Origin of the sequence: Thioalkalivibrio sp. ALJ21 (genome assembly GCF_000378605.1) — a bacterium.
Lineage (GTDB): Bacteria > Pseudomonadota > Gammaproteobacteria > Ectothiorhodospirales > Ectothiorhodospiraceae > Thioalkalivibrio.
In genome coordinates this window covers 549,406-575,564 of record NZ_KB905155.1, presented here as the reverse complement: position 1 = coordinate 575,564, position 26,159 = coordinate 549,406, and the positions used below count along the sequence as shown (strand labels likewise).

The window sequence follows — 26,159 nt, the reverse complement described above, 5'->3', positions numbered from 1 at the left end:
CTGCCGTATCCCGCGGCCACTATGCAGAGGTCGATGCCGATGGCCCGCACCCTGTACATCACCCACCCCGCCTGCCGGCTTCATGATGGCGGACCCGGACACCCGGAGTGCCCGCAGCGCCTGGCCGCGATCGATGCGGCCCTGCAAAACCTCAATGGACTGGAACGCATCGAGGACCCGCCGGCGGCCGCCGACGAGGACCTTTTGCGCGCCCACACCCGCGCCCATGTGGACGCGATCCACGCAGCACAACCCGATCCGGGCGTTCGCGTGGCCGTGGACCCCGACACGCACATCAACGAGCATTCCATTCGCGCGGCCCACCATGCAGCCGGCGCGGCAATCGAAGGGACGCGCCGGGTCCTTGATGGCAAGGCCCGTAATGCCTTCTGCACAGTTCGCCCTCCGGGACATCACGCGGAGCGGGACCGGGCGATGGGCTTTTGCCTGTTCAACAACGTGGCGATCGCGGCGCTCTGGGCCCTGGACGTACACGGCCTGAGTCGTGTCGCAATCACGGACTTCGACGTCCATCACGGCAACGGGACCGAGGACATCTTTCGCGATGATCCCCGGGTGCTGTTCTGCTCCAGCTTCCAGCATCCGTTCTATCCGAACCGCCCGCTGTCCCGGCGCGAGCACCTGGTCCATACACCGCTTGCGGCGGGGACAGACGGACCCGCCTTTCGCACGGCGATCGAGCGCGACTGGCTGCCCGCCCTGGAGCGATTCCGGCCCGAGCTGATCCTGGTATCGGCCGGATTCGATGCCCACCGGGACGACCCGCTCGCTGGGCTCAATCTGCTCGAGAGTGACTTCGAGTGGGTCACGCGTCAGCTGATGGCCATTGCCGAGCGGCACGCGACCGGCCGTCTGGTCTCGGTGCTTGAGGGTGGCTACGATCTCGCGGCGCTGGCGCGCAGCGTACGCAGCCATGTGCATGCACTGACGGAAAACACGTAACCACCCCATGGGTGCGCTACCCTGCGCCCATGAACCTGCGCAGCCACCCCCTCCTGATCGGCCTGATGTTCCAGGCCGCTCTGATCCCCCTGGCATTCTTCCTGGCCGCAATCGCCGGGATTCCGCTGGGCGAGCACCTGCACTGGGATCCGGATCATGCGCTGATCGGGGTGATCGCGGTCCTGCCGATGCTGGCGATGCTGGGGCTGGTCGCGCATTTCGGCGGGTCCGCCTATGACACCCTTTCGGGCCAGGTGCGCGACTTTATCGCGCGGCTGTTCGGTAACGCCTGGCCAGGGGCCATCCTGCTGATCTCGCTGCTGGCCGGGCTCGGCGAGGAACTCCTGGTTCGCGGCGTGCTGCAGACCTGGCTCGACACCCACCTGCCGGCATTCCTGGCGATCCTGATCGCCGGGGTGGTCTTCGGCCTGGCCCATGCGATCACGCGGCTCTATTTCGTCTTTGCGACAGCCATCGGCCTTTATCTGGGGCTCGTCTATTATCTGACGGGCAACCTGCTGGTGGTCATCATTACCCACGCGCTGTACGACTGGATCGTGATCCACTGGTACCGGCGCAAGCTCTAACGCCCACTTGCAGCCATTTCCTTAACGGACATTCTCAAGGGCGCCGCCGTGAACCGACTCCACCGGGGCGATTTTCTGCTACTGCTGGCGCTGCTGGTCCCGCTCTGGGCCGGTGGGCACCTGGCGCCCATCATCTGGGAGCGCGACGAGGTCATCCGCTGGCTGACGCAGGTCTCCGGGGTACTCGCCCTCACCTGCATGCTGCTGGCCGGCATCCTGAGCATCCGGCTCCCGCACAGCGACCGCCTGTTCGGCGGGCTGATCGATCTCTGGAGACGCCACCACGCCCTGGGCGCCGCCTCCCTGCTCCTGGCCATCGCCCATGTCTGGCTCGTCGCCGCCGGGGGTCTGGGGCACTCGGTAGCATCCGCCGTTCACCGCCTGTTCCCGGGCCCCGATCACTGGCCCATCCTCGCCGGCTGGGGGGCACTGATCGTGCTGGTCATCGTGCTGGCGCCGACCTTCAAGTTCTTCGGCGAACCCGGATACGCCCGCTGGAAACGCCTGCATGTGCTTTCCGGGCTCGCGCTTCTGCTGGGGGTTGTCCATGCCTGGCCGCTGGCGCAGGCGACCTGGCCCTGGTGGCTGCTCGGGATACTGGCTCTGGCCGCCTACCTGTGGCGCAAGCTGCTCTCGCCCCGGATCGGACGGCATGAGTACCGGGTCGACGGCGTCGAGCGGCTGACCGCGACCATGGTCGAGCTGCGTCTGCGTCCCGAAGGAGAGCCGCTGGCGCATCAACCGGCCCAGTTTGTTTATTTGACGCCGCTCGACCCGGGACTGGCCAGCGGCCAGGGCGAAGAACACCCCTTTACCATCGCCTCCGCGCCCGGGGAGGAATACCTGAGGATTGGAATCAAGGCCCTGGGCGATGGATCGCGCGCGTTGCAGACGATCGCCAAGGGTAGCCCGGTCCAGGTCGAGGGCCCGTATGGCACCTTCCTGGACGGGCATGACCGCAAGCAGCCAGCGGTCTGGCTGGGCGCGGGAGTCGGCATCACCCCCTTTGTGTCTGCGGTACGCGCGCTGGCGCGCGAAGGACGTTCGGCCAACCCTCCCGTGCACCTTTTCCAGCTGGCCGATCGGCGGGAGGCGGCGGCCTACCATGACGAACTCGAGCGTCTCGCCAACACGATCGAGGATCTGGACCTGACATTGCACCTGCGCGAACGGGACGGCCTGCTCAGCGCCGATTTCCTGCGGCAGCACTGTGCGGATTTCGCATCCGCCGAGTTCTGGATCTGTGGTCCGGGGGTTGTCGATCGTTACGTCCGCGGACTCCTGCATGCCGAAGGCGTGCCGAACTCGCGTATCCACTCAGAGGCCTTCCATCTACTGTGAGCACGCCATGACAAGAACCGGCCAGACTGTCTATACGCTCCTAGTCGCGTTTATCGCGAGCCTGCTGACCCTCCTGGTCGTGCACCTGCTGGGCCCGGACACCACTCCACCGGTTGTGGAGGGCGACGAGGGCATCACGCACGAGGAACTGGTCCGCCACGCCAGCGAAGACGACTGCTGGATGGCGATCCATGGCGTGGTCTATGACCTCACTGAGTACCTGCCGCGTCATCCGACGCCGATCGAGGACGACTGCGGAACGGATGCCTCGCACGGATGGGATACCAAGGGTACCGGCCGCCCCCACAGCCGCCGCGCTCACGACATGCTCCCCGACTACCGCATCGGCGTACTCGCCGGGCAGGAGTCGCCTTGAATCGCGTCAGGACCGCGCCTCGCAGATCGCCAGGGCCAACTGATTCCGAACCGATTTCAGAGCGCGCAGCACCAGCGGGTCCAGCTCCGTACTGCCCGGCGCCAACTCCAGGTACAGCAGCCCCACACAGCGCTCACGCACACCCAGAGGCAGCAAGAGAAAACTGCGCGCATCCAGCGCATCACGGAACTCCCCCGGAATGTAGCGGCTGATCGCCGGGTCCGAACTGTCGCTGATCACCATGTCCTTGCGCTGTGTCATGGCCAGCGAGAGGACATTGCCGGAGCCGCTCAGCGACAGGCGAAGGCGCCCGGACAGGGATTCCGCCTCATGCCCGAACGCGGTATGGGCCACCAGCGTGCGGCGTTCCCGATCCGCCAGCATCAGCATCGCGCGGCGCAATCCGAGCACCTGGTAGATATTCTCCAGCGTCGCCTGGACCAGCGGGTTCAGCTCGAACCCCTCGACCATCGCATCGAGCATGTCCGTCAGCGACTCCATCAGCGCCGCCGCCTGCTCGGCCGGTGACGCCGCCCCGGAGCCCGGGGCGTCGGCCGCCAGGCCACCATTGGCATCCAGCAGGGCCTCCTCGTCCGGAACATCGCCACCCTGCGCGGTCTCGCCAACCCCCAGATTCCGCCGCAGTTGCCGCAGATGTTCCTGCCCCTCGCGCGGCAGCTTGACCACGCTCAGAAACTGCTCGAGATGCTCGCGCCCGTCCTGGATGGCCCGGTGCATCCCCGTGGCTTCGACATCCAGCGACGCCTTGTAGCGTCGCCGCAGTTCGGCCAGGGCGAGATCCTGCTCCGCCGGGTCCTGGTGGATAATGCGACCCGCCATCTCGCTGGCCAGAGTTACGATCCGATGTAGACGCTGGTCCGGGTCGCGTACGGCCGGCAGCGTGCCCTCGGGCGCCCGTTCGACCGCCTGAACGATCTCGCGCGGGAAGTTCCAGTCCTCCAGCACGGCACGCGCCAGTGCCTCGTACGAGAGCCCAAGCACCTGGCGTGCCGCACTGCCCTCGGAAACGCCCTGCGTCTGCCGGATCTGAATCTCGTCGGCCTCCTCGGGAAGGTAGTAGAGCGCCAGCATGCGACCGATGTCGTGGAACAACGCACAGACAAACGCCTGTTCGCTTTCGACCCCGCCGAGCTGCCGGGCCAGCGTGCGTGCCAGCATCGCGCTGAACAGCGTTTGCACCATCGCCTGCATCAGGCGAGCGGACTGGCTCCCTCCCTTGAGGTTTTCCAGCAGGACGAGGCCTAGCGCCGCCGTGCGCACCTGCTCGAACCCCAGCAGGACGACCGCCCGAGACACCGTGCGGATGTTGCCGCCAAAGTTGCTGTAGAAAGGGGAATTGGCCAGCCGCAGAAGCTTCTGGGTCGTCGCGTAGTCCTTCAGCACGGCATTCGACAGCTCGGCGACCGAGCGCTGCTGGCTGTCGCCCGAGCACTGCGTAATCTCGCGGATATGGGCCGAGATCCCCGGGAAATCCGGCTTGCGCCGAATCCGGCGAAGGATGAAATCGCCCGGATCCCCCGCCTCGGTCTCGCGACCCTCGGTCACGGCGAGAAACGCCTCGCGCAGCGCCTGGGCCGATGTGTAACGCTCGTGCGGATCGGGCCGCAGTGCCCTCAGGGCGATGGCATCCAGGCGTTCGTCGCCCTCGCCTGTGTGCTTCGACGGCGGTTCGGGGACACCGGCTTCCATCTCACCCGGCACATCCCGGTCGGCGTCCCCGGAAAAGGCCCGCCGTCCCGCCAGCAGTTCATAGAACAGCGCGCCCAGCGAGAACACGTCCGCTGCCACTGTCGGCGGCCCTCCACACAGCTGCTCCCGGGCCAGGTAATGGCGCGTCTGTGTCTGATGCCCCGCGGCCTGTTCGCTACCCTCAGGCAACGCGAGACCCAGACCGGTGACTCGCGCATGACCGTCCGCGCCAACCGTGATGTTCGCAGGCTGCAGCGACCCATGGACAATCCCCTGCTCGTGCGCAGCCGCCAGGGCATCGACAATCTCGCGCATCAGCGCCAGGGCGCGGTCCAGCGGCAGCCGTCCCCCGGCGAGCAGGGCATCCAGCGTTTCGCCCTCGATGTATTCGCATACGAGATAGAGACCCTCGTCCCAGGGCCCCGCTTCGAAGATCGCCGCGCTGTGGGGATGCCGGAAACGGCTCACCGCGCGGGCCGCGCGCATCAGGTCATCACGCGCCTCGGCATCGCCCAGGGCCTGGTGCGTCAGCGTACGTACCATCACGCGCCGGTCCAGTACGCCGTCATGCGCGACATACAGGCCGTCGCGCGCACTCTCCCCCAATGTCTCCAGCACACGAAACCGATCGATCCAGCGTTCCTGGCTCGCGTCACGCGACCTCGCCATGCCCCCTCCCCGGAGTCCTTGCTACCCTTTCGTCCCGAGTCCGGCACCCCCGCCAAAGCGGCGGTTATACCTCCAAACGCCCCCGTGCCGGTGCATTCATGATGACACGACCCGGCGCCAGTGAGGTCACCTGTCGCGGGATCGCTTGTCGAGATAGGCCTTGAGGTTTGGAGGACGGTAGTCGCGCGACTGCCGGTAGCGTTCTTCGACCGACGAGTGCAGCCGCGTCGGGGAATCCCCCTGGTCGAGATCCCGGACCAGTGTACGGCGCAAGCGATAGATGTGACGCCGCGACTGGTGGATCGCGGCGCGAGCGTCGGGGCGCAGGCTGGCCGGGAGGTGCGGCTCGAACTCCAGTCCTCCGATGGATGCCTGCTCCAGCATCCAGTCCAGGGCAATATCGGCGACCCGCAGCCCCCGGGCATCGGGTGGATAGCCGCCCCCGATATCCGCGTGCACCCCGGCGAACCACTGCTGGTCCAGATCCAGCCCTTCGCGCGGCTCCCACAGGGTAGGTTCGAAGTCCGCGCGGCGCTCGTCGATGGCCAGTGCATGCCGGGCGATCCGGACATTCGGGCCGAGCTTGGTGTCGTAGAACTCGTCGGTGCGGTCGAACAGCCCGAGCACCGAAAACGGGATGCCCAGTGCCCCGACGGTATCCCAGACACCCACGAAACGGATCGTCCGAGAGGGATGGCTGTGGGTCTCGCGAAAGGCGCGCGAGTGCTTGCCCTCGGGCTTGTAAGCCGCCCCTGTGCGCTTGTACAGGCGAAAGGCCTCTTCGATCAGGCGTGCATCCGGGCGCCGGAGAACCCCGCAGTTGTTGATCAGGCCGCACAGGCTGCGCACGGTGTACGCGCCCCGGCTGAACCCGAACAGGAAGAGCTCCGTGCCGGAGGCGTAGTTCTGCACGATGTAGCGATAGGCATCGGTGATGTTTTTGTGGATGCCCCGCCCGGTTACTCCGCCACTGACCCGGGCGTGGTACGACCCCACACCCCAGTCATAGAACACCTGCTGGGTATCGCCGGCAGCATCCACGGGCGCCACCGCCCGCGCCAGGCGCAATACGTTGGTCGGGACGTCGGACTCGACGTCCTCCTCCGGACGGTTCCAGGTCCCGTCCGCGCAGATCACGATACGACGCGTCATCCATGGCCTCCCTGCCGCCTACCCTTTCTTCAGCCTAGACTGCGCCGGGCCGTTGCGCATGTGCCGTTCGGCTCCCCGTTGGCTAGCTTTCCTTGGCCTAACGGCCAATCTCGATGCGCCGCAGCCCGGGGCGCTCGCCATCCTTGCGGCGGGGCACGTGGATATCCAGCACCCCGTTCCTGAAACGCGCGGATATGCCGTCCGCGTCGGCGTCGCCGGGCAGGCTCAGGACCCGGCGAAACCGCCCGTAACTTCGCTCGATTCGATGGTAGCCCTCCTCGTCCTCTTCGTGTTCCTGGCGCTTCTCGCCGGAGACGATCAGGTCGTCGCCATCGATCGAAAGGTCGATCTCCTCCTCCGCGATCCCGGGCACCTCCACCGAGATCCGGTAGGCCTTGCGTCCTTCGGCGATGTCCACGCTGGGCTTCAACCACAATGGACCGGTACGCCTCGCGAGGGCACCGCCCGGGGCACGACCGAAGAACTGCTCGAACATCCGGTCCATCTCCTGGTGCATCCGCAGCAGCGGGTCGCCCGTGGCGTCATCGCTCCGCGCGGGCAGGACCTCGGGCTGTTCCTGTTCCTCGCGCTTGAACCAGTTCCACGGCTTGAGCTTTTGCAGGTCCATGCCGTCACCTCCTCGTGTCGTGTGTCGTGAACACTTGCGTTCAGGGCTCCTACACCGATACCTAGGAAGTCGAGCGAGCTTTTCAATACCTGGGGCCAAACCCATCAGAAAAATCGGCCCCTTGGGAGCGGTGGGTCATCAATGGAACAGGACTTTTACATCACGCTGTTCATAATCGCAGGCACGGTGGCCACCTCCGTGTGGGCCTGGCAGCGCCCACGCGTGATGGAGCGGATGATCTACTGGCCACCGGCGGTGGCCCGGGGCGAATACTGGCGGCTGATCACCCACGGGTTCATCCACGCGGATGGCACCCACCTCGCGTTCAACATGATCACGCTGTTCTTCTTCGGGATGACCATGGAGCGCGTGCTGGTCCCGGAGATCGGCGTACTCGGCTTTGTGGCGTTCTATCTGGCTGGCATCGTGCTGGCGATCCTGCCCACGCATCTGCGTCACCGGGACAACCGCTTCTACCGCAGCCTGGGAGCCTCGGGCGCAGTGTCGGCCGTCCTGTTCGCCTATATCCTGCTACAGCCCTGGTCGATGCTGTTCGTGTTCTTTATCCCGATGCCGGCGATCGTGTTCGCGGCCGCCTACGTGGCCTATTCGTTCTGGGCGCAACGGCAGGCACGGGACAACGTGAATCACAGTGCTCACCTGTGGGGTGGTGCCTGGGGCGTGGGCTTCATGCTCCTGCTGGAACCGGCCCTGCTCGGCCGTTTCGTGCAGGAGCTCCTGTCGCCGCTTGGGGGATAGACGTGAATCCTTCCGGGCCCCCGGTGGTCCCATAAAGCGCAGTTGCCCGGATTTCGCCACAGGAGGTCGCATGCCTCGAACCACATACGCACACGCATGGCCAGCCATTGGCCTCGTCGCCGGGCTTGCTCTCGCGTTTGCGCCCACACCGATCCTGGCGGACGAGGAAGCCCAGAGCCAGGTTGTCTGGCAGGATCCCGTCGAAGTCGCCCGCGGCGAGGCCTACCGAGGCCCCTGGCGCATGAATGCCTCCGACTTTCGCTATGTGGACGACGCCTCGGTGGCGATCAACGACCACGGAGAAGTGGTCGTCGTCTGGGTTGACCAGGTGGAGCAGGCGATCCTGCTGCAACGCTACGACCGCGACGGTCAGGCCGTCCTGGATGAACCCACCCGTATCGGCGGGCAACCGGACACCTTCTCCTGGCTCCCGCGCGTCGCGATCGAGCCGGCACCGGATGACGAGGACGACTTCACCGTTCACCTGCTCTGGCAGGAGATCCTGTTTACCGGAGGCGACCACGGCGGGGAGATCCTCTATGCCCGCTCCCGGGACGGCGGCCGATCGTTCGAGGATCACCAGAACCTGTCCAACTCGCGCGACGGGGCTGGCAAGGGACGCATCACAGCCCATCGCTGGGACAATGGCAGCCTGGACCTGCTCCTGGCCGGGAATGGACAAGTCGTCGCGGCCTGGACCGAATATCGGGGTCCACTGCGCGTCACCTACTCGTCCGACAACGGCGAAAGCTTCGCGGAACCCGAAACGATCAACGATGGGGCCGACAAACCGGCCCGCGCACCGAGTCTGGCCCGGGCTCCCTCGGGGCGGATCCTGCTCGCCTGGTCGGAGGGCGACAGCCCGTATGCCGATATCCGCATCGCGACCTCGGGTGAACTGGGCGAAGGCTTTTCCGCACCCGCGACGGCGCTTGAAACGCCCGGTCACGCCGACGCCCCTTCGCTGGTAGTGGATGACGAAGGCACCGTGCATCTGGCGTTCGGGGCCATCCCGGCGAACGACCTGGAGGACTACCGCCAGCCCTACCACCGTCGAATGCACATCACCCAGGCCGATGCGGACACCCTTGAGTTCAGCCCGGCGAACGAACTCGACGCGGACGACTGGCCGGGCGGCTTCCCCACGCTGTCGAGCTCCGCCGACCGGCTCTATCTCGTCTGGCAGCGCTATCCACACCCGACTGATCGCCCGTACGGCCTCGCGTTTAGCCTCGCTCCACTGGACACCCTGGCGTTCGCGCCTGTCGAGCCCGTCCCCGGGACCGTCGACCAACCCTACAGCGGTGGGCTTCAGGGGCAGCTGAAACGGCGGATGGCCGCCAACGCGGCTGGCGAGATCGCGATTGCCCAGAGCCGCTTTGTCCCGGGCAGCCACAGCGACATCCTGTTGATCCGCGGACAGGCTCAGGACCGCTGATGGCCTCGAAGTCCTTCTCGCTGATGATCCATGGCGGGGCCGGGCGCATCCGCGAGGCGCAGGACTCGCTGGTTGCCGAGCAGTACCACGTCGCGATACTGCGGGTACTGGAAGCCGGCCGCGAGCAACTGGCCCGCGGCGAGCGCGCACTCGATACCGTGGAACACTGCGCGGCGCTGCTTGAGGACGACCCGCTGTTCAACGCCGGTACCGGAGCCGCGCTGACGCGCGAGGGCACGGTCGAACTGGACGCCGCGATAATGGACGGTGAAACCCTCGGTGTGGGGGCCGTGGGCGCGGTTCGCGGCATCGCCAACCCCATTCGACTGGCCCGCGCGATCCTGGAGGATGGCGCGCATGTGCTGCTGGTTGCGGAGGGTGCCGCAAGCTTTGCCCGGCAGGCCGGGCGGCCTCTGATCGACGAACGCCGACTGATTACGGCGCAGCGGCGGGAGCAACTGGAACGGACGCTCCGGCGTGGCATGGTCACGCTTGACCATGACGAGCCCGCCCCCGGGACCATCGGTGCGGTCGCCCGCGATCAGCACGGCCACCTGGCCGCGGCAACCTCCACCGGCGGCATGAATGGCCAGCGGCCCGGTCGCATCGGGGACTCGCCAATCGCGGGGGCGGGCGTCTACGCCGACGATCACACCGCCGCCATCTCCGCCACCGGCCTCGGCGAGCATTTCCTGCGCAGTGTCTTCGCCAAGGACCTGGCCGACCGTATCGAGCTGCTCGGCCTCGGCGCCTCTGAAGCCCTCAACGCGAGCCTGCGGCGGCTGCACGAGCGACTGGATGGCTACGGCGGTGCGATCGTGATCGACCGCGAGGGCCACTGTGCGGCCGGCACGACGACCCCACGCATGATCCATGGCTGGATCGAGCACGGCGGCGCCAGCGAGACGCGTATCGACCCGTAATCGCGGCCCATCAAGCGCGATCCAGAACAAGCCGTTACCATTCCTCGCCCACGCACGAAACCACAGGCCGCCACCATGCAAGACGCCATCGCCCGCCTCCCCAAGGTAGAGCTGCACCTCCACATCGAGGGCGCGCTGGAACCGGAACTCCTGTTCCGGCTGGCCGAACGCAATGGCGTGGAACTGCCTTATGGCTCGATCGACGAGGTGCGCGCGGCCTACCAGTTCCAGGATCTGCAGTCGTTTCTGGATATCTACTACGCGGGGGCCTGCGTCCTGCTGACCGAGCAGGACTTCTATGACCTGACCTGGGCCTATCTGCAGCGCTGCCAGCAGGATCACGTACGCCACACCGAGATCTTCTTCGACCCGCAGACGCATACCGAACGCGGCGTGGCGTTCGCGACCGTGATCGACGGCATCACCCGCGCCCTGGACGATGGCGAACGCGAGCTGGAGATCTCCAGTCGCCTGATCCTGTGCTTTCTGCGCCACCTGAGCGCCGAGGCCGCGATGGAAACCTTCGAGGCGGCCCTGCCCTACCGTGACCGCATTGCGGCATTCGGTCTGGACTCGGCCGAACAGGGCAATCCGCCGGAGAAATTCCGGGCGGTATTCGATCGCGTGCGCGAGGCCGGCTTCCGTGTCGTCGCCCACGCGGGCGAGGAGGGCCCGCCCGAATACATCCACCAGGCCCTGGACCTCCTGCAGGTCGACCGCATCGACCATGGCGTGCAGGCCGAGCAGGACCCCGGCCTGCTGCAACGGCTTGCGCAGGAGCAGATCCCGCTGACCGTCTGCCCGCTGTCGAACATCAAGCTCTGCGTGTTCGACCGGCTCGAGGACCACAACCTCAAGCGCCTGCTCGATGCCGGGCTGCGGGTCACCATCAACTCCGATGATCCCGCCTACTTCGGCGGCTACATCGGCGAGAACTTCCGCGCGACTGCGGACGCGCTGGGACTGTCCCTAGACGACCTGGAGCAGCTCGCCCGCAACGCGGTCGAAGCCGCCTTCCTGGACGACCCGGCCCGCCAGCACCTGCACGCCGAAATCACGGACTGGCGCCACAGCGTCGCCTGACCGCAAACGGGGCCAGGACGTTTCCTTCAGCCCTGGCGAGTGTCCGGCAGGTCTGGCGGCACCCGGTGGAACCAGGGCTGCGCGGCCTCCAGTTGTGTCGCCAGCGACAGCAGCCGTCCCTCCTCGCCCCAGGGCGCCATGAACTGCACGCCCACAGGCAGCCCGGCATGATCCCAGTGCAGCGGTACCGACATCCCCGGGATCCCGGCCAGATTGGCGGCCAGGGTAAACGGGGTGCGCTCCAGGTTCTCGAACGTCATCCGCTCCAGAAAGCGGCTGTTCAGCATCCAGCGGCCCACCGGCAGGTACAGGGCAAGCCGTTGCAGGGCGCGGACCAGGGGGGCTGGCTCCAGCTCGCCGATCCGCGGGGGCGGCATCGCCACGGTCGGCAGCAGCAGGACGTCATAGCGCTCGAACAGCGTCGCCAGCGCCAGACTCACGCGATTCCAGCCCTGCCGGGCGCGGGCGTATTCCCCCGCGGTCAACGCCCGCCCCAGCCGCGCCAGTGTGCGTGTATCCAGCTCGAAGTCGTCCCAGCGCGCACCCCGTTCGCGCGCACGCGCCACGAATGCCGCTACCTGCCCGTACAACAACGCCAGTACAGACCGCGCCACATGCCGGCCGTCCACCGGCCAGTTGGTCACACGCTCAATGACGTGCCCTTGGGCTTCCAGTAAACCGGTGGCCCGCTCCACCGCCTCCACACAGTCGCGGTCGACCCGTCCGTCCACGGGCGAATCGACGTTCCAGCCGATCCGCAGGCGTCCCGGCTCGCGTCGGGCGAGTTCCTCGAAGCTTGCCGGAGGTGGCTCCACCCGAAAGGGCGCGGAAGCACTCCGCCCCGAGGACAGGACATCAAGCATTCGAGCACTGTCGCGCACACTGCGCGAAAGCACCCCTTCGCTCACCGCGCCTTCCCAGGCCTCGCCCGCCAGCGGCGTCACCGGCACCCGACCGCGCGAAGGCTTCAGTCCGAACAGGCCGCAGTACGAGGCCGGTATGCGAATCGACCCGGCCCCGTCGTTGGCACCCGCCATGGGCACGATCCCGGCCGCCACGGCTGCCGCCGCCCCACCGCTGGAACCACCGGGCGAGCGATCGATATCCCACGGGTTTCGCGTCGGCCCCCAGAGCGCGGACTCCGTAACCCCCTTGAGCCCGAATTCCGGCGTCGCGGTCTTGCCCAGAATCACCAACCCTGCATCTTCGGCCCGGTGGACCGTGTCAGCACTGGCCGACGCAATCACCTGACGGCAGGACCGACTGCCCAGGGTCGAGGGGAGCCCCTGAACGTCCTGCAGGAGGTCCTTGACCAGGTACGGGACCCCGGCGAATGGTCCCTTAACGCCCTCGTCGATTCTCGCCTTGGCACGCGGACGGGCATCGATGCAAACCGCATTGAGCACGGGGTTCACCGCATCCAGGCGCTCCAGCGCGCACCGCAGCAGAGACTCGGGCGCGACCTCCCCGTCACGCACGGCCGCCGCACAGGCGCAGGCATCCAATTGGCGATACTCGCGCGCTCCCGGTGTCTGGCCAGCGTCGTCTCCTTTCATGAGGGAACTGTACCGTGGGTTCGCTTACGCAGTCAGGCGACCCACACGCCATTCATGCCCTGACACCACAGCCGAAGTGCCGCAGTTGTTGCAAACGCTGGCAGCGCGCACTATACGGAGCGGCAGCACGGACGCTGCGGTTTCTGGACGGAATGGGAGCAAGGACATGCGCGGGCACAGGGGGCCACGGCCGGATCGCCAACAGGGGCCGGGATCATGAGGATCCTGGTCGTCGATCGCTCGCGCGTGTTCCGCGCCCTTTGGAGCCGCATGGTGGGCACCGCCGGGCATGAAGCCAGCATGGCCGGCACCGGCGCCGAGGGGCTCGCACGTCTGGACATCTTCCGCGCAGAGCTGGCCTGCGTTTCGCTAAGTCTGCCCGACATGGATGGCCTGGAATTCTGCCGCGCGGCGCGCAAGAGGCGTTACGGCCGCGGGCTTCCGCTGATCATCCTTACGTCCAACCCTGATATGCGCATTCGCGAACGCGCCTTCGCCGCGGGCGCGACCGATGTCCATGACCGAACCAACATTGGGGAACTGTTCCAGCAGGCCGAACGCTACGCGCAGCCGCTGGAGAGCCTCCTCAGTGGACGGATTCTGTATGTGGAGGACAGCCCCACTGCCGCACGCTACCTGCGCCGCGCCCTGGAGCCTATGGGCCTCGATATCGTGCACTACACCAGTGCCTCCGAAGCCCTCGCGGCCTTCGACCCCTCGCAGTTTGACCTGGTCCTGAGCGACATCCTGGTTGAGGGAGAGCTGAGTGGAATGGGGCTTGTGGGTTGCATCCGGCAGCAATGCCCGGACATGACCGAGATGCCAATCGTCGCCATGTCGGGCCTGGATGACCAGCATCGACGGGCAGAAATTTTTCGACTCGGTGTCAATGACTTCGTTACCAAACCTTTCCAGGGGGATGAACTTCGGGCGCGCCTGTACAACCTGCTGAACAACAAACGCCTGATGGAAGAGGTCCGCCTCCAGCGCCAGAAGCACTACGAGATGGCGATGGTTGATCCACTAACCGGTCTGAGCAATCGCAATGCCTTGACGGAGTTCGCCAGCCGATTCTTCGATGAACCCTGCAGCCACGAACAACCGCTGGCCCTGATCCTGATGGACCTCGACCACTTCAAGGACATCAATGACCGTCACGGCCACCTGGTCGGCGACGAGGTCCTCGCGGCCATTGGCGAACTGCTGCGCGCGGTTGCCGCGCCCGGCGAGGTCCCCGTCCGCTTCGGCGGCGAGGAGTTGCTGATGCTGATGCCAGGCAGCGACCTGTTCGATGCCCATACCCGTGCCGAGGACCTGCGCCAGCGGGTCCAGGATCTGCGCCCGGCGGGCCTGCCGCTCACCGCATCCTTTGGTGTCACCAGCCGAGAGCCCGGCAGCAATGCCGAACTCAATGACCTGTTCCGTGCAGCCGACGAGGCCGTCTACAACGCCAAGGCCCAGGGCCGGAACTGCGTCGTCTCCCTCCCCGGAAAACATCACAACCCCGCAGCGGAACACTACGGCTGAGCGGCCACCGTCGCCCACTCTGTCTTCCGCTGGTTCAATCGTTTAGGGTCGCGGGACGGACACGCGAACGGGAACAGTGGAATGAAAGGCATCGTATTCAACGTCCTTGAAGAGATCGTGACGGAGCACTATGGCGAGGAAGGCTGGGAGGATCTCCTGGACCGGGCGCAGGTTAGCGGCGCCTATACCTCGCTCGGAAACTACGAGGACGACGAGATGATGCGACTGGTCGGCGCCGCCTGCGAGGTCACGGGCCTCAATACCGCCGACTGTCTGCAATGGATCGGACGCGAGATGCTTCCGCGTTTCGAGCAGGCCTATCCGGGCGTCTTCGATCACTACCCCGACTCGATCGGGCTGCTTCAGGCCCTGAACGATGTGATCCATCCGGAAGTCGTGAAACTCTATCCGGGCGCTCGGGTTCCCGTTTTTGACTGCACGCGGACAGGGCCGCAAGAGCTGGCGATGGACTACCGCTCGGAACGGGGGCTTTGCTCGCTGGCGCACGGGTTGATGCTGGGCACGGGGGACCGCTATGGGCAGACCGTCCACGTCGAGCACCCGGAGTGCCAGCATCGAGGCGACGGCCGTTGCCATTTCCAGATCCACGTCGAGCCAAACGTTGGCTGACTCCTACCACCAGGATCGTGCCAAGGCGCCAGCACTGCGCGACCGCCGCCTGGAACGCGAACGCCAAGCTCGCCAGGAAGCCGAGCGAATCGCCGAAGACGCAACCCGGCGTCTGTATCGGGAACAGGTCAAGCTCGAGACGATCCTGGAAGTCACTCGACTAGCCAATGCCAGCGACAGCCTGGAGGACACCACTACCCAGGGCCTGCAACAGCTCGCTGCCCACACCGTCTGGCGGCGCGCTCACGCCCTTTACCGCGACCCGGCGGGTCAGCTACGCCGAATCGCCGACCTGAACCTGCCGGCACCGGATGACGAGGTCGAGCCCACGCCGGCCGGTCGTGTCCTGCTGGAGTCTGCCTGCGGCATCGAGAGCCAACTTGGGCTCGCCAGCCAACACCCCAACCGCCCGGAACGCTGCTGCATCTGCAGCATTTATGTCCATGGTCATTGCTATGGGCTGATCGAGGCATTCGCCGACACCCCGGATATCGACCCGGACCTTAGCCGCGAGGTCATCGAGGGGATCGCCCAGGCGCTCGGCCATGTGTACAAGCGGGAACACGATCGCCGCGTGATCGAACACATGGCCTACTTCGACAGCCTGACCGGGCTGGGTAACCGCGCCCTGTTCTTCGACCGCCTTGAGTTCGCCCTGCGTCGCGCGCGACGAGCCGATCAGTGCGTAGCGGTTCTGGCACTCAACATCGACCGCTTTCGCGACATCAACGACATGGTCGGGAAGCAGGCCGGCGATCAGCTCCTGATCACACTCGCGCAAGGCCTGCAGGGCGTCATCCGCGAGACCGATACGGCGGCTCGCATCGGCGGTGACGAGTTTGTCGTGGTATTCGACGGGATCGACTCCTCCGAGGATGTCGAGGGGCTTTGCCAGCGCGTATTGAAGGCCTTGCATCACCGATACTCCATGCACGTAGCCGATGAATTCGAGCCCCGACTGAGCGCGGGTGTTGCGGTGTTTCCCGGGGATGCCCCCAACGCCGAGGCCCTGACCCGCTGTGCGGAAACCGCCCTGCAGCGTTCCAAGACAGAGGGTGGGGCCCGCCTGACGGTGTTCGACCCCGCACTGGCCGAGCGCAGCGCGCGGCGGCGTGAGCTGGAGCAGGAAGTCCGCGCTGCCGTGGGCAACGGCGAACTAATCCCCTGGTTTCAGCCGATCGTGGCCCTGCCCGGCGGGCGCATCATCGGGGCCGAGGCCCTGCTGCGCTGGCAGCGTCCCGGGGCACCCGGGCCGGATCAATTCGTACCCATACTGGAAGAACTCGGCCTCATGCTGGAAGTCGGCGACCAGGTGTTGCATACCGCGATGCAGCAGGCCGCAGACTGGCGCGCGGCGGGACACCAGTTTGAGCGCATCTCGGTGAACGTTTCGCCGGTACAGCTCAAGCGCGACCACTTTCTGACCGTACTGGACCAAGCCCTGGCCAACACGGCCTTGCCCGCCGACTGCGTCTGCCTGGAGGTCACCGAAAATGTGTATCTGGAGGGCGACTCCAGCATCCGCAACCGAATCGCGGCCATCAGCGAGCGCGGGGTACATATCGCGCTCGACGATTTCGGTACCGGCTACTCGGCGCTCGGCTACCTGCAGTGGTTACGCCTCGACACGCTCAAAATCGACAAGAGCTTCGTTCAGCCACTCGGCCAGGACCCGTACTACACCAATCTTGTTCGCTCGATCATTGGTCTCGCCCAGGCGCTGGATTTGCAAGTGACCGCCGAGGGCATCGAGCACCCGGAAGCGGCGAGCATGCTGGCCGCAATGGGATGCACCTATTGCCAGGGCTATTACTTTGGTCGCGCCATGCCGGCGGATGCCCTCACCCCGCTGCTGCACAAGCGTCTTTAGAAACCCGGACCCGTTCACAGCTTCCCACATGCGCCCCCGGGGAACCGCCATGGCGCCAGACAGAACCCCTATACTCTTCACATATTCGCGCCCCGGAATTCCGCTTGTCTGATTCTGCCTCCCCGCATACCGCCGATCACGATCGGCTGCTCGACACCAATCGCCGTTTCTACAATGACTTGTGGAAAGATTCGCAACTGGTGTCGCCCGATCAGTTCAATACCTGGCCGCTGGTCTGCCGGCTGAACCGCGACGGCTGCGAACGCCTTGAAGTCGGGCCCGGCATGCGCCCACGGCTGCCCATCGCCGGCACGCACTTCGCCGACATCAGCGAGCCCGCCCTGCGCACGCTGCGTGCCGAAGGCGGGCACACGGAATCTGCCGTCATCGGCGACCTGCCCTACGAAGACAGCCGCTTCGACCTGATCTCTGCGCTCGACATCATCGAGCACGTCGAGGATGACGAACAGGCCATGCGCGAACTGGCGCGGGTCGCCGCCCCGGGGGCGCGCATCCTGCTCTCGACGCCCCTCCATCCGGAATACTGGACCCGCTTCGACGAAATCGTGGGTCACTATCGCCGCTACACGCCCAACAGCCTGTTCGCGTTGCTGGAACGCCACGGTCTTACCATCGACCAGAGCGGCGTGTTCGGCATGAAGCCCCGTTCGTCACTCCTCACCCGCCTGGGCATGTGGTTCCTGCAGCATCACCGCGATACGGCGATGCATTACTACAACCGCTACTTCATGCCACTGGCCCTGAAGCGGCAAAAGGCGCTCCAGCTCTACCCGGGCATGATCCCCACAGAAGACGTCGGCGAGGTCTTTCTGGTCTGCCGCCGAGTGGCCTGAGGCGCGCACTCGCGGCCGGAGTATGGGTGCTTGAAGGAACCCGCTCCCGCGGGTATTGTCCATGGATCAAGAACCTGACCCAGGCTGCATCGATGTTCGATACCCGTCCGCTGCATACGGCCCAACAACAGCACCCGTTTATCCTGTCGCTGCTGGTGCTGGCGACCGGCTTCGTGCTGACGATGCAGAATCCGCAGGCCCAGGACGCCACTGCCCAGCTGGTCTCGAAGGTTGAACTGCCCACTCTCGCGCAGGTCATGGAAATGCGGCCTCAAAGCCCGCCGCCCGGGGTCGAAGGTGACCAGATGGTCAGCGAGGAGACTGAGGAGACTCAGGCCCTGATCATGCTGGACCGCGAGGCACAGGTCACCCGTTCCGCGAGCGACCTGCGAGAACGCCCGCAGCGGTAGCTTTTGCCGGTTACGACCGGTATCGCGACATCCCCAACCCTTTCACCGGGGGCTGAATGCCGGAATCGCTCCGACCAACGCCCGGTGACGGGCGTGCACTGAAACCCCATCTGGTCCCCGGCCTGCGCGAATACCTCAACGAGGACGAGCACGCAGAAGGCCGGCTCGAGGCACATGCCCTGATCGAGGACGCCGTCGCCGTACGCGCCTCCGACATCCATCTCGACCCCGAGCCTGACGGCTACCGCATTCGGCTGCGCATCGATGGCCTGATGGTGGACGCCACAACACTCGAGTCCGGCCTGGGGGAACTGCTGTCCAATCAGCTCAAGACCCTGGCCAGTCTGGACCCGATGCCCACCCTGAACTCCGCGGAAGGCAGCTTCGCCTGGCGCGACGAAGACACGGGGCACCTGGATCTGCGTGTGACAACCGTACCCTGCGTCAACGGCGACAAGCTGTCCGTGCGCATCCTGGCCGAGCCCGATGCCTTCCAGGACATGAGCGACCTGGGTCTGCCGGAACAGGAAGTCGAGGCCATTCGCCAGTGGACACAGACAGCCGGTGGCGTACTGCTGGTGACCGGCCCCACCGGCAGCGGAAAGACCACGACCCTGTACGCCCTCCTGCACGAAATCGGCCAGACACCGCAGCAGATCATCACGCTCGAGGACCCGGTCGAGTACGCCATCCCGGGCGTGAACCAGATCCAGATCAATGCCGACCAGGGGCTCGACTTCGAGCAAGGCACGCAGACCCTGCTTCGACTCGATCCGGATTACGTACTGGTCGGCGAGGTCCGCGACGGGCCATCCGCCCGCGGCGCGATCAACATCGCCACCAGCGGGCGTTCCCTGATGGCCACCCTGCACAGTCGTGATGCAGTCGGTACCGTCGCCTCCCTACGCAACATGGGCCTTGAAGACTTCGAGATCGCGCCGACACTCGAGCTGGTGATCGCACAACGTCTTGTGCGGCGTCTGTGCCCGCATTGCCACGAGCGCCGGGCGCCGAACGACCGAGAACAACAGTGGCTCGGCATCGGTGGGCGCGCGGCACCCGAGACGGTCTGGGCCGCGCGCGGCTGCTCCGCCTGCAACAATCTGGGCTACCACGGCCGCATCGGTATCTTCGAGGTCTGGCACCTGGACGAGTCCGACAGCGCGGCCATCCTCGACCACCTCGACGACAGAGGCCTGCGCCAGCGCCTGGCCGACAAGGGCCAGCGAATGCTCCTCGATGACGGGATGGACAAGGCCGAACGCGGCCTGACGACCTATGACGAGCTGTTCCGCGCCGGCCTGCTTTCCCCGTAGCGGAACCACACATCGTCAAAATCTGATTACAGACCCCAATGACCCCGAACGACACCTTCAACGCATTGCTGCTGCAAGCGGGCGATCCACGACCGGTCGCCGAGCTATCTACCCTGAACCCGACCGACCTCCCCGCAGGGGAAGTACTGATCGCCGTTGACCACTCGGGGCTGAATTACAAGGATGCGATGATCCTCAACGGGCTGGGTCGCCTGGTGCGGGAGTACCCCCATGTGCCGGGGATCGACCTGGCGGGCACGGTGAGCGAATCGGCCGACGAACGCTATCGTCCGGGGGATCGCGTCCTGCTGACCGGCTGGCATGTCGGCGAACGCCACTGGGGCGGCTTTGCGGAATACGCCCGGGTCCAGGGCGACTGGCTGACCCCGATGCCGGACACACTGGATGGGCGTAGCGCGATGATCGTGGGCACGGCCGGGTTTACCGCCATGCTGGCGATCGAGGCGCTGGAACACGGTGGCATCACCCCCGAAAGCGGAGAGATCCTGGTCACAGGCGCGTCCGGCGGCGTCGGCAACCTGGCGATCGCACTCCTTGCCGCGCTGGGCTATCACGTTGCGGCCGCCACCGGCCGGCCGAAAAACGCCAGGCACCTGGAGGCCCTGGGCGCGCGGTCGATCGTGCCCCGAGGCGAGCTCGCCGAGCAGCCCGACCGCCCGCTGCTGTCCGAACGCTGGGCGGGTGTAATCGACAGCGTGGGTGGCGATACCCTGGCCCATGCACTTGCCGAGACCCAGGCCCGCGGCGTCGTCGCCGCCTGCGGGCTCGCCGGCGGGGCGGGACTGACGACCACGGTCATCCCATTTTTGCTGCGCGGCATTCGGCTGCAGGGCATCGACTCGGTGCAATATCCCGCGAACGACCGCGAAAGGGTCTGGCAACGCATCGGCCGCCTCCTCTCCCCGGAGACACTCAAGCGGTGCCTGGCGGAAGAGATCGGCCTGTCACAGCTCCCGGATCGCGCGGATGCGCTGCTGGCCGGTCAGGTCCGCGGGCGCGTCCTCGTCACCCCCAAAGGCGACTGACCGGCTCTCTCACGCACCCGTCACGGCCTCGGGCTGCCTGTCCCACAGCCGGCGGAGCCTGGTCACATCGCCCGCAAAGGCCCGCGCGTCATAGCCCGCCGCACGCATGCGTTCGGCCAGTACCGCGGACTGCGTACCACGAAAGCAGTAGAGCACGTACGCGCGGTCTCGCGGGAGCTGCTCGAAGCTCGCCGCGAGTTCGTCGGCCGGGTGGTTCACCGCGCCCGGCAGGTGCCAGTCCCGATACAGATCGGGTGGCTGACAATCGATAATCTCCGCCGCCTCGGGGATGTGCTCGATCAGTAGCGGGCTCGTGCGATCAGCGGATGGCGCCGGCGCCATCAGGTCATGCATCCGGGCCTCGGCAACGGCGTGGTCCAGACAGTCCTCACTGAGCACGGCCTCCAGCCTTTCGATGTGCGCGCGCTTGCTGGTCACCATCGGCCGCTGATTCGCGATCGCGCAAAACTCGGGGACCTTCTCGCACAGCTCGAACGTGCCAATCGCGCGCGCACGATTCATGATCTCGGTCTTGTCGAAGCCGATCAGTGGTCTGAGCACAGGCAGACTCGCTACTCCATCGATCGTTTCCAGGTTGGACAGGGTCTGCGAAGAGACCTGGCTGAGCGCCTCGCCGGTCACCAGCGCCTCCGCGCCGCGCTCGCGCGCAATCGGCTCGGCCGCCCGATACATCAGACGTTTCAGAACGATCTGCCAGGCATCGCCGGGCACCTTCGCACGCAGGTCATCGACTACACCGGAAAAGTCGACACTGAACATCCTGGGGCGAATGCCCGCGCCCCAGTCACTGACCAGGCGGCGACAGACCGCCAGCACCATCTCCTCGTGCACGGTCCCGCCGAGGTTGCAGAACACGAAGTCCACGGCGGTCCCGCGGCGCATGATGTACCACGCCGCCACTGCCGAATCGAACCCGCCCGAGATCAGCACCATGGCGCGCCCCTGTACGCCCAGCGGCAATCCTCCGCCCCCCTGCTCGCGCCTGGAATAGATCCAGGTCTGTTCGCGGTCCAGATCGATGCGGACGACAACCTCGGGGTTGTCGAGATCGACCCGGCCGGGCCCGTCCAGGACCGCACCCACCCGGCGCTCGACCTCCGTTGCCGAGATATCCTTGCGGCCATGGCGCTTGCAGCGAACGGCATACCGGCGCCCGCGCACCGCCTCCGTGAAACGGGCGCCCACAACCTCGCAAAGGCGTTCCACCGAGACCTCTTGGAGCACCACCTCGACCGGCGAGAAGGTGCTGACCCCGAAGGTCTTGCGCAGGATCGACTGCGCCGCCTCCGGCTTCGGCGTATAGAGCACCAGACGCCCCTGCTGGGTACGCAGGTCATGCGGGATGCCGGTCAGCGCACGCTTGAGGTTTCGCCGCAGGACCCGCGTGAAGTGGCGCCGGGTGCTCGGCGACTTCAGGTGAATCTCCGGGGCGAGACGAACGATGATCGGGGTTGCAGCGACGTCAGTCATGAATCTCTTCGGTCAGGAGTTCCTGGGGAAACGGGTTCAGGATGCTTTGCTCGCGCACCCACTGGATATCCAGTTCTTCGGCCAGGGCTCGGATTCGCGCGTAGACATGCTGTGGCGGACACTCGCCCCGGCGGCAGGCATCGATCGCTCCATGCAGGGCGGTCAGGCGGGATGGGTCCAGGCAATCCCGAAAGTGACCGACGATATGCTGCAGCACATTCACATGTTGGCCGACCGACACGGGCCTTGCCAGCACCCCCATAAACCGCCGCGTGTATCCCCGCACGACCTCGTCTCGCGGCTGACCAGCGGCTATTGCGACCATGCGTCCCAATTGATCGTAGCCGACGCGATCATGGGCGAGCAGAAGCATCTTTTCGCGCGTATGGAAACGCACCAGGTCTGCCGGGGTCCACCGCGCGGCAAACAACTCGCGGACCCGCGCATGCGCAAAAATGCGCTCGATCAGGGCCTCGCGGGCATCAGGATCGGCCAGCCCGTTCTCCTCGATGACGGGCAGATCGGGTAGCGCATCGGTCAGTGCGGCGGCGAACAGGCCCGCAGCAGGCTCGGCCTCGTTCGACACCCGAACCTGCAGTCCGCAACTGGGCGATCGTGCCTTGAATATGTAGCCATCCAGTCCGGCATCCACGAGCGCCGGCACACGCCCTTGAACAAAGTCCTGCACGGGGCCTGTGGAGTCCCCACCCGTTTCGTTCCCGCGCAGCGCCAGGCGTCCCCCTTCACGAACCAGGTGCATTGGCTCGCGCGGCGTGCCCAGCACCGCCTCCGGGCAGACGGGTACCCAGGTGACATGGCGTGCCAGCCGTTCGACCAGAAAGGCCTCCCGCCGGTGGCCGCCGTCGTAGCGCACGGGTTCGCCGAGCAAACACTGCGACACGCCGAGATTGGGGGTTGGGTGCGGATTCATCTGCCATGCGGATGGATATGCAGGACATTCAGGGTACCAAGCTACGCCATGCAACAACGACCGCTATACTGCCAACAGTACCTGCCGGAGCATCCGCGTGTTCGCGATCAATTCCCTCCAGCGCCGCATCTCGAAGACCCGCCCTGGCCTGCTTCTGCTACTGGCCCTGATGCTGCTGGCGTGGGTGGCCATGCCGGCGAACGCCGACGACACGGAATCAGCCAGCGATACCCGTCCCACTATTGGTCTGGCTCTGGGCTCCGGCGGTGCGGGCGGTCTGGCGCACATCGCGATACTGCAGGCCTTCGATGACCTTGGTCTGCAACCGGACCATATCGCGGGGACCAGTATTGGCGCGATCATCGGCGGCCTGTATGCCGCCGGCCTCAGCGCGGAGGAAATCCTCGACATCTTTGACGACTTCGCCGGTTCGGAGATGGACGCCCTCTCGCGCCTGGCCCGATCGGATCTTGAGCTGTTCGAACTGATCCCCCTGCGGCTGGGCCGCAACGCCCTGCTGGATGCCGATACCTTCCTGCGCTTTCTTGCGACACACACCCCGACCCGCAGCTTCGACGAACTGCGCATCCCGCTGACCCTGGTGGCGACCGACTACTGGACCAGTCAGACGGTCACGCTCCAGGAAGGTGAGCTCTTTCCGGCCATTGCAGCCAGCATGGCGGTGCCCGGTCTGTTCGAGCCCGTCCCGTCGGACGACGGCCGGTTGCTGATCGACGGTGGGGCCTCCAATCCATTGCCGTACGACCTGCTGCGCGACAAGGTGGACATCGTGATCGCGGTCGACGTATCCGGCGCATGGAATGCGACCGATCAGTCCCTTCCCGGACTGACCGACCTGCTGTTCAAGACCTTCAGCATCATGCAGAAATCGCTGATCCGCGAGATGATCCGACGTGAACAACCGGACCTTTATCTGGCGCCCGATACCGGTGGCGCGCAGCTGCTCCATTTCAACCGCATTCACCTGATCCTGGACGCCGCCCAGCCGAGCGCCGCCGAGCTGCGCCAGCACCTGAAGGACTGGGTACCCAGCGACTCCGTCACGCGTGATCAGGGGGGCCGACAATGACCACGCAGCCTTCCGATCCATCGGACGCGGCCACCGGGACCACGGACCCGCCCGCCTCCTCGCCCGAGGCCGTGCGCCACGAGCTCTGGTTCCTGCGTCGCCCGGATGGCGTCTGCGGGCCCTACCCGGCGCGCCAGATCGGCCGCTTCCTGATCCTGGGGCGCCTGACCGAACAGGACGAGATCAGTCAGGACCGGGAATTCTGGGTACGGATCGCCGAACGCCCCCACCTGATTCCCGAGGAAGTGCGTCTGGCCAACACCCCCGGTGGCAAGGAACGCCTCGAGCGCGCCCGGCTGCGCGAGGACGAACGCCTGCGGGAACGTCGTTCGCATGCCTCGGATTCGTTCTACCGCGACCAGCGCAAGGGCGACCGCCGCTGTCCCGAGAACCTGGAGACGTTGAGCCATCGCCAGCTATGGGCCGCTCTGCTCGACCGTACGCCATTTCCCTGGCGCCAATGGGTACAGGGTCCACGCCCCTGGATCCTGTCCGGCATTGCGCTTTTGCTTGCCACTGGCCTGCTGGTCTGGTTTGCACTGCAACAGGAGATCACGCCGGCACCTGATTGCGATGCGCCACCCGGACCCTCGGTGAACTGGAATTACTGCAACCAGGCCGGGGCTGCGCTGCGCGGAGCTGACCTGGCCGGTGCCAGCCTGTATGACACCCGCCTGAGCGCCGCGCGGCTGGAGCGCGCGCAGCTCGCAGACGCCGATTTACGCTATGCAAGCCTCGACCGAGCCCGCCTGGACGGGGCCGATCTTTCACGCGCCCAATTAACCGGTGCCGACCTGCGGAACGCTCGACTCCGGGGCACCCGCCTGGAAGACGCGGACCTGCGCCATGCCGACCTTTCCGGCGCGGATCTGACCGACGCCCGGCTTGAAGGGGCTCGACTGGACCGCGCCATCTGGATTGATGGGCGCATTTGCGCGGCAGGCTCCGTTGGCCATTGCGCATCCAGCGCGACGACCGACTGACCGCACCGGGCAATAGTTTGACCGAGGTTCGATTCCTCCCGTCTGTGCAGTGAAGGCGTTCGCACCTTCCCGCCCATCCCCTTTCGTCCCCCTGCCCGGGGGAGCTAGACCTGTACACGCAGACCGACACGAGCCGATGGCCGATCGGTCGGTCGCAAGGCACGGAAGTACCGTTCCTAAATCCGAAACAGGAGGTTGTACTGATGTATAGCTATCGCAAGACTGCAATTGCCTTTGCCCTGGCCTCGATGTTCGCCCTGGGTGGTCTCGCCACCGCACAGGCGCAAAACCTGGGTGCGGCAGCCGAAGGTGCTGCCGAGACCGGTGCCGAAGCCAGCGGTGGAGCCGCCGGCGGCTCCGAAATGGGCGGCGAAGCCAGTGGCGGGACCGCCGGCGGTGCGGCGGCCGAAGGCCAGGCCCCGGGTGCCGAGGGTGGTGCTGGCGCGAGCGGCGATGCCGGCGCCAGCGGTGACGTCCGTCAGGACGACGATGCCCGTGGCGGCATGGGCGCCGATGCAGGTGCCGGAGCCGGTGCTGGCGGTGAAGCCGAAGGCGACGACGGCGGTGCCGAAGCCGGCGCCGAAGGTGGGGCCGAAGGCTCCGTCGAGGTCGATTAATCACCTCCCGGCCGGGCGGCACTTGCCGCCCGGTCCGGCTTGTCCGACTGCGGATCGATCCCCATTTCCGCGGCAACCTCCCACCAATAGGGCTCCGCCTCGCAGGAGCAACAGTCGCAGGCCACCGACACCCCTTCGTGCTGGCTCAGTGATGACCCTGATTTTTCCCTCACAGTGACCTTTTCGTTCATCGTGAATCCGCACGGTGT

25 protein-coding genes are annotated in these 26,159 nt (G+C 66.2%); 18 read left to right on the top strand and 7 right to left on the bottom strand.

Annotated elements, in window-relative coordinates:
- The first annotated feature begins 33 nt into the window (after nt 1–33).
- The 4 genes from F579_RS0102695 to F579_RS0102680 are packed head-to-tail and all read left to right on the top strand — an operon-like array spanning nt 34 to nt 3,267.
- On the top strand, nt 34–963 hold the full coding sequence (locus F579_RS0102695) for a histone deacetylase family protein (RefSeq protein ID WP_019025565.1): 930 nt from the start codon (nt 34–36) through the stop codon (nt 961–963).
- Between the two features lie 29 nt (nt 964–992).
- Complete coding sequence (locus F579_RS0102690; protein WP_019024386.1) at nt 993–1,550, top strand: CPBP family intramembrane glutamic endopeptidase; 558 nt, start codon at nt 993–995, stop codon at nt 1,548–1,550.
- Nucleotides 1,551–1,598: 48 nt separating this feature from the next.
- Complete coding sequence (locus F579_RS0102685) at nt 1,599–2,891, top strand: ferric reductase-like transmembrane domain-containing protein (protein WP_019024387.1); 1,293 nt, start codon at nt 1,599–1,601, stop codon at nt 2,889–2,891.
- A 7-nt stretch (nt 2,892–2,898) separates the two neighbouring features.
- The gene (locus F579_RS0102680; RefSeq protein WP_019024388.1) at nt 2,899–3,267 is read left to right on the top strand and encodes a cytochrome b5-like heme/steroid binding domain-containing protein; all 369 of its coding nucleotides are present in this window, start codon (nt 2,899–2,901) and stop codon (nt 3,265–3,267) included.
- A 6-nt stretch (nt 3,268–3,273) separates the two neighbouring features.
- Here the strand turns inward: F579_RS0102680 and F579_RS0102675 are convergent, their stop codons facing one another.
- The 3 genes from F579_RS0102675 to F579_RS0102665 all read right to left on the bottom strand — a co-directional run bounded on the left by F579_RS0102675 (nt 3,274) and on the right by F579_RS0102665 (nt 7,426).
- Nucleotides 3,274–5,646: an HDOD domain-containing protein gene (locus tag F579_RS0102675; RefSeq protein ID WP_019024389.1), complete on the bottom strand. Its 2,373-nt coding sequence runs from the start codon at nt 5,644–5,646 to the stop codon at nt 3,274–3,276.
- Nucleotides 5,647–5,772: 126 nt separating this feature from the next.
- Nucleotides 5,773–6,798: a DUF2235 domain-containing protein gene (locus F579_RS0102670; protein ID WP_019024390.1), complete on the bottom strand. Its 1,026-nt coding sequence runs from the start codon at nt 6,796–6,798 to the stop codon at nt 5,773–5,775.
- A gap of 97 nt (nt 6,799–6,895) precedes the next feature.
- Complete coding sequence (locus F579_RS0102665) at nt 6,896–7,426, bottom strand: Hsp20/alpha crystallin family protein (protein ID WP_019024391.1); 531 nt, start codon at nt 7,424–7,426, stop codon at nt 6,896–6,898.
- 141 nt (nt 7,427–7,567) lie between these two features.
- On the opposite strand from F579_RS0102665, the gene F579_RS0102660 reads away from it, so the two are divergent.
- The 4 genes from F579_RS0102660 to F579_RS0102645 all read left to right on the top strand — a co-directional run bounded on the left by F579_RS0102660 (nt 7,568) and on the right by F579_RS0102645 (nt 11,629).
- On the top strand, nt 7,568–8,185 hold the full coding sequence (locus F579_RS0102660; protein WP_019024392.1) for a rhomboid family intramembrane serine protease: 618 nt from the start codon (nt 7,568–7,570) through the stop codon (nt 8,183–8,185).
- Between the two features lie 70 nt (nt 8,186–8,255).
- Nucleotides 8,256–9,623 carry a sialidase family protein gene (locus F579_RS0102655; RefSeq protein ID WP_019024393.1) on the top strand — a complete coding sequence of 456 codons (1,368 nt, stop codon included), beginning with the start codon at nt 8,256–8,258 and terminating at the stop codon, nt 9,621–9,623.
- Entirely contained in the window at nt 9,623–10,546 is a 924-nt protein-coding gene (locus tag F579_RS0102650) for an isoaspartyl peptidase/L-asparaginase family protein (protein ID WP_019024394.1), read from the top strand. Before F579_RS0102655 ends, F579_RS0102650 begins: the two co-directional genes overlap by 1 nt.
- A gap of 75 nt (nt 10,547–10,621) precedes the next feature.
- On the top strand, nt 10,622–11,629 hold the full coding sequence (locus F579_RS0102645) for an adenosine deaminase (RefSeq protein ID WP_019024395.1): 1,008 nt from the start codon (nt 10,622–10,624) through the stop codon (nt 11,627–11,629).
- Between the two features lie 26 nt (nt 11,630–11,655).
- On the opposite strand, the gene F579_RS0102640 is transcribed toward F579_RS0102645, so the two are convergent.
- Nucleotides 11,656–13,185 (bottom strand): amidase, encoded by a 1,530-nt coding sequence (locus F579_RS0102640; RefSeq protein ID WP_051076694.1) that lies wholly within the window; start codon nt 13,183–13,185, stop codon nt 11,656–11,658.
- A 216-nt stretch (nt 13,186–13,401) separates the two neighbouring features.
- Between F579_RS0102640 and F579_RS0102635 the strand changes: the two genes are divergently transcribed.
- The 7 genes from F579_RS0102635 (at nt 13,402) to F579_RS0102605 (ending at nt 20,838) form a co-directional block, all read left to right on the top strand.
- Nucleotides 13,402–14,712, top strand: a complete 1,311-nt coding sequence (locus F579_RS0102635; RefSeq protein ID WP_019024397.1) for a diguanylate cyclase — start codon at nt 13,402–13,404, stop codon at nt 14,710–14,712.
- An 81-nt stretch (nt 14,713–14,793) separates the two neighbouring features.
- On the top strand, nt 14,794–15,342 hold the full coding sequence (locus F579_RS0102630) for a heme NO-binding domain-containing protein (protein ID WP_019024398.1): 549 nt from the start codon (nt 14,794–14,796) through the stop codon (nt 15,340–15,342).
- Complete coding sequence (locus F579_RS0102625) at nt 15,335–17,212, top strand: bifunctional diguanylate cyclase/phosphodiesterase (protein WP_019024399.1); 1,878 nt, start codon at nt 15,335–15,337, stop codon at nt 17,210–17,212. The genes F579_RS0102630 and F579_RS0102625 overlap by 8 nt, the downstream gene beginning before the upstream one ends.
- A 104-nt stretch (nt 17,213–17,316) precedes the next feature.
- Complete coding sequence (locus tag F579_RS0102620) at nt 17,317–18,066, top strand: bifunctional 2-polyprenyl-6-hydroxyphenol methylase/3-demethylubiquinol 3-O-methyltransferase UbiG (RefSeq protein WP_019024400.1); 750 nt, start codon at nt 17,317–17,319, stop codon at nt 18,064–18,066.
- Between the two features lie 92 nt (nt 18,067–18,158).
- On the top strand, nt 18,159–18,476 hold the full coding sequence (locus F579_RS0102615) for a hypothetical protein (RefSeq protein ID WP_019024401.1): 318 nt from the start codon (nt 18,159–18,161) through the stop codon (nt 18,474–18,476).
- Between the two features lie 56 nt (nt 18,477–18,532).
- Nucleotides 18,533–19,792, top strand: coding sequence for a GspE/PulE family protein (locus F579_RS0102610; RefSeq protein WP_019024402.1), 1,260 nt, complete (start codon nt 18,533–18,535; stop codon nt 19,790–19,792).
- A 38-nt stretch (nt 19,793–19,830) separates the two neighbouring features.
- Nucleotides 19,831–20,838: an MDR family oxidoreductase gene (locus F579_RS0102605; protein WP_019024403.1), complete on the top strand. Its 1,008-nt coding sequence runs from the start codon at nt 19,831–19,833 to the stop codon at nt 20,836–20,838.
- A 9-nt stretch (nt 20,839–20,847) separates the two neighbouring features.
- Here the strand turns inward: F579_RS0102605 and thiI are convergent, their stop codons facing one another.
- Entirely contained in the window at nt 20,848–22,329 is a 1,482-nt protein-coding gene (gene thiI / locus F579_RS0102600; protein WP_019024404.1) for a tRNA uracil 4-sulfurtransferase ThiI, read from the bottom strand.
- Complete coding sequence (locus F579_RS0102595; RefSeq protein WP_019024405.1) at nt 22,322–23,260, bottom strand: DUF523 and DUF1722 domain-containing protein; 939 nt, start codon at nt 23,258–23,260, stop codon at nt 22,322–22,324. The genes thiI and F579_RS0102595 overlap by 8 nt, the downstream gene beginning before the upstream one ends.
- A gap of 97 nt (nt 23,261–23,357) precedes the next feature.
- Here F579_RS0102595 and F579_RS0102590 point away from each other — a divergent pair, with 97 nt between their 5' ends.
- The 3 genes from F579_RS0102590 to F579_RS0102580 all read left to right on the top strand — a co-directional run bounded on the left by F579_RS0102590 (nt 23,358) and on the right by F579_RS0102580 (nt 25,950).
- A complete protein-coding gene (locus F579_RS0102590) occupies nt 23,358–24,350 on the top strand; it encodes a patatin-like phospholipase family protein (RefSeq protein WP_019024406.1) in 993 nt (330 codons plus the stop codon).
- Nucleotides 24,347–25,333 carry a pentapeptide repeat-containing protein gene (locus F579_RS0102585; protein ID WP_019024407.1) on the top strand — a complete coding sequence of 329 codons (987 nt, stop codon included), beginning with the start codon at nt 24,347–24,349 and terminating at the stop codon, nt 25,331–25,333. The genes F579_RS0102590 and F579_RS0102585 overlap by 4 nt, the downstream gene beginning before the upstream one ends.
- A gap of 203 nt (nt 25,334–25,536) precedes the next feature.
- Complete coding sequence (locus tag F579_RS0102580) at nt 25,537–25,950, top strand: hypothetical protein (RefSeq protein ID WP_019024408.1); 414 nt, start codon at nt 25,537–25,539, stop codon at nt 25,948–25,950.
- Here the strand turns inward: F579_RS0102580 and F579_RS15400 are convergent.
- Entirely contained in the window at nt 25,947–26,141 is a 195-nt protein-coding gene (locus tag F579_RS15400) for a hypothetical protein (RefSeq protein ID WP_081616890.1), read from the bottom strand. The genes F579_RS0102580 and F579_RS15400 overlap by 4 nt on opposite strands.
- Nucleotides 26,142–26,159: the final 18 nt, after the last annotated feature.

Bases quoted from the DNA above. Each gene is read 5' to 3' on its own strand.
- F579_RS0102605 (WP_019024403.1), top strand. From the start codon at position 19,831: ATGACCCCGAACGACACCTTCAACGCATTGCTGCTGCAAGCGGGCGAT.
- F579_RS0102690 (WP_019024386.1), top strand. From the start codon at position 993: ATGAACCTGCGCAGCCACCCCCTCCTGATCGGCCTGATGTTCCAGGCC.
- F579_RS0102655 (WP_019024393.1), top strand. From the start codon at position 8,256: ATGCCTCGAACCACATACGCACACGCATGGCCAGCCATTGGCCTCGTC.
- F579_RS0102610 (WP_019024402.1), top strand. From the start codon at position 18,533: ATGCCGGAATCGCTCCGACCAACGCCCGGTGACGGGCGTGCACTGAAA.
- F579_RS0102645 (WP_019024395.1), top strand. From the start codon at position 10,622: ATGCAAGACGCCATCGCCCGCCTCCCCAAGGTAGAGCTGCACCTCCAC.
- F579_RS0102640 (WP_051076694.1), bottom strand. From the start codon at position 13,185: ATGAAAGGAGACGACGCTGGCCAGACACCGGGAGCGCGCGAGTATCGC.
- F579_RS0102680 (WP_019024388.1), top strand. From the start codon at position 2,899: ATGACAAGAACCGGCCAGACTGTCTATACGCTCCTAGTCGCGTTTATC.
- thiI (WP_019024404.1), bottom strand. From the start codon at position 22,329: ATGACTGACGTCGCTGCAACCCCGATCATCGTTCGTCTCGCCCCGGAG.
- F579_RS0102635 (WP_019024397.1), top strand. From the start codon at position 13,402: ATGAGGATCCTGGTCGTCGATCGCTCGCGCGTGTTCCGCGCCCTTTGG.
- F579_RS0102660 (WP_019024392.1), top strand. From the start codon at position 7,568: ATGGAACAGGACTTTTACATCACGCTGTTCATAATCGCAGGCACGGTG.
- F579_RS0102670 (WP_019024390.1), bottom strand. From the start codon at position 6,798: ATGACGCGTCGTATCGTGATCTGCGCGGACGGGACCTGGAACCGTCCG.
- F579_RS0102595 (WP_019024405.1), bottom strand. From the start codon at position 23,260: ATGAATCCGCACCCAACCCCCAATCTCGGCGTGTCGCAGTGTTTGCTC.
- F579_RS0102675 (WP_019024389.1), bottom strand. From the start codon at position 5,646: ATGGCGAGGTCGCGTGACGCGAGCCAGGAACGCTGGATCGATCGGTTT.
- F579_RS0102650 (WP_019024394.1), top strand. From the start codon at position 9,623: ATGGCCTCGAAGTCCTTCTCGCTGATGATCCATGGCGGGGCCGGGCGC.
- F579_RS0102585 (WP_019024407.1), top strand. From the start codon at position 24,347: ATGACCACGCAGCCTTCCGATCCATCGGACGCGGCCACCGGGACCACG.
- F579_RS0102580 (WP_019024408.1), top strand. From the start codon at position 25,537: ATGTATAGCTATCGCAAGACTGCAATTGCCTTTGCCCTGGCCTCGATG.
- F579_RS0102665 (WP_019024391.1), bottom strand. From the start codon at position 7,426: ATGGACCTGCAAAAGCTCAAGCCGTGGAACTGGTTCAAGCGCGAGGAA.
- F579_RS0102615 (WP_019024401.1), top strand. From the start codon at position 18,159: ATGTTCGATACCCGTCCGCTGCATACGGCCCAACAACAGCACCCGTTT.
- F579_RS0102695 (WP_019025565.1), top strand. From the start codon at position 34: ATGCCGATGGCCCGCACCCTGTACATCACCCACCCCGCCTGCCGGCTT.
- F579_RS15400 (WP_081616890.1), bottom strand. From the start codon at position 26,141: ATGAACGAAAAGGTCACTGTGAGGGAAAAATCAGGGTCATCACTGAGC.
- F579_RS0102630 (WP_019024398.1), top strand. From the start codon at position 14,794: ATGAAAGGCATCGTATTCAACGTCCTTGAAGAGATCGTGACGGAGCAC.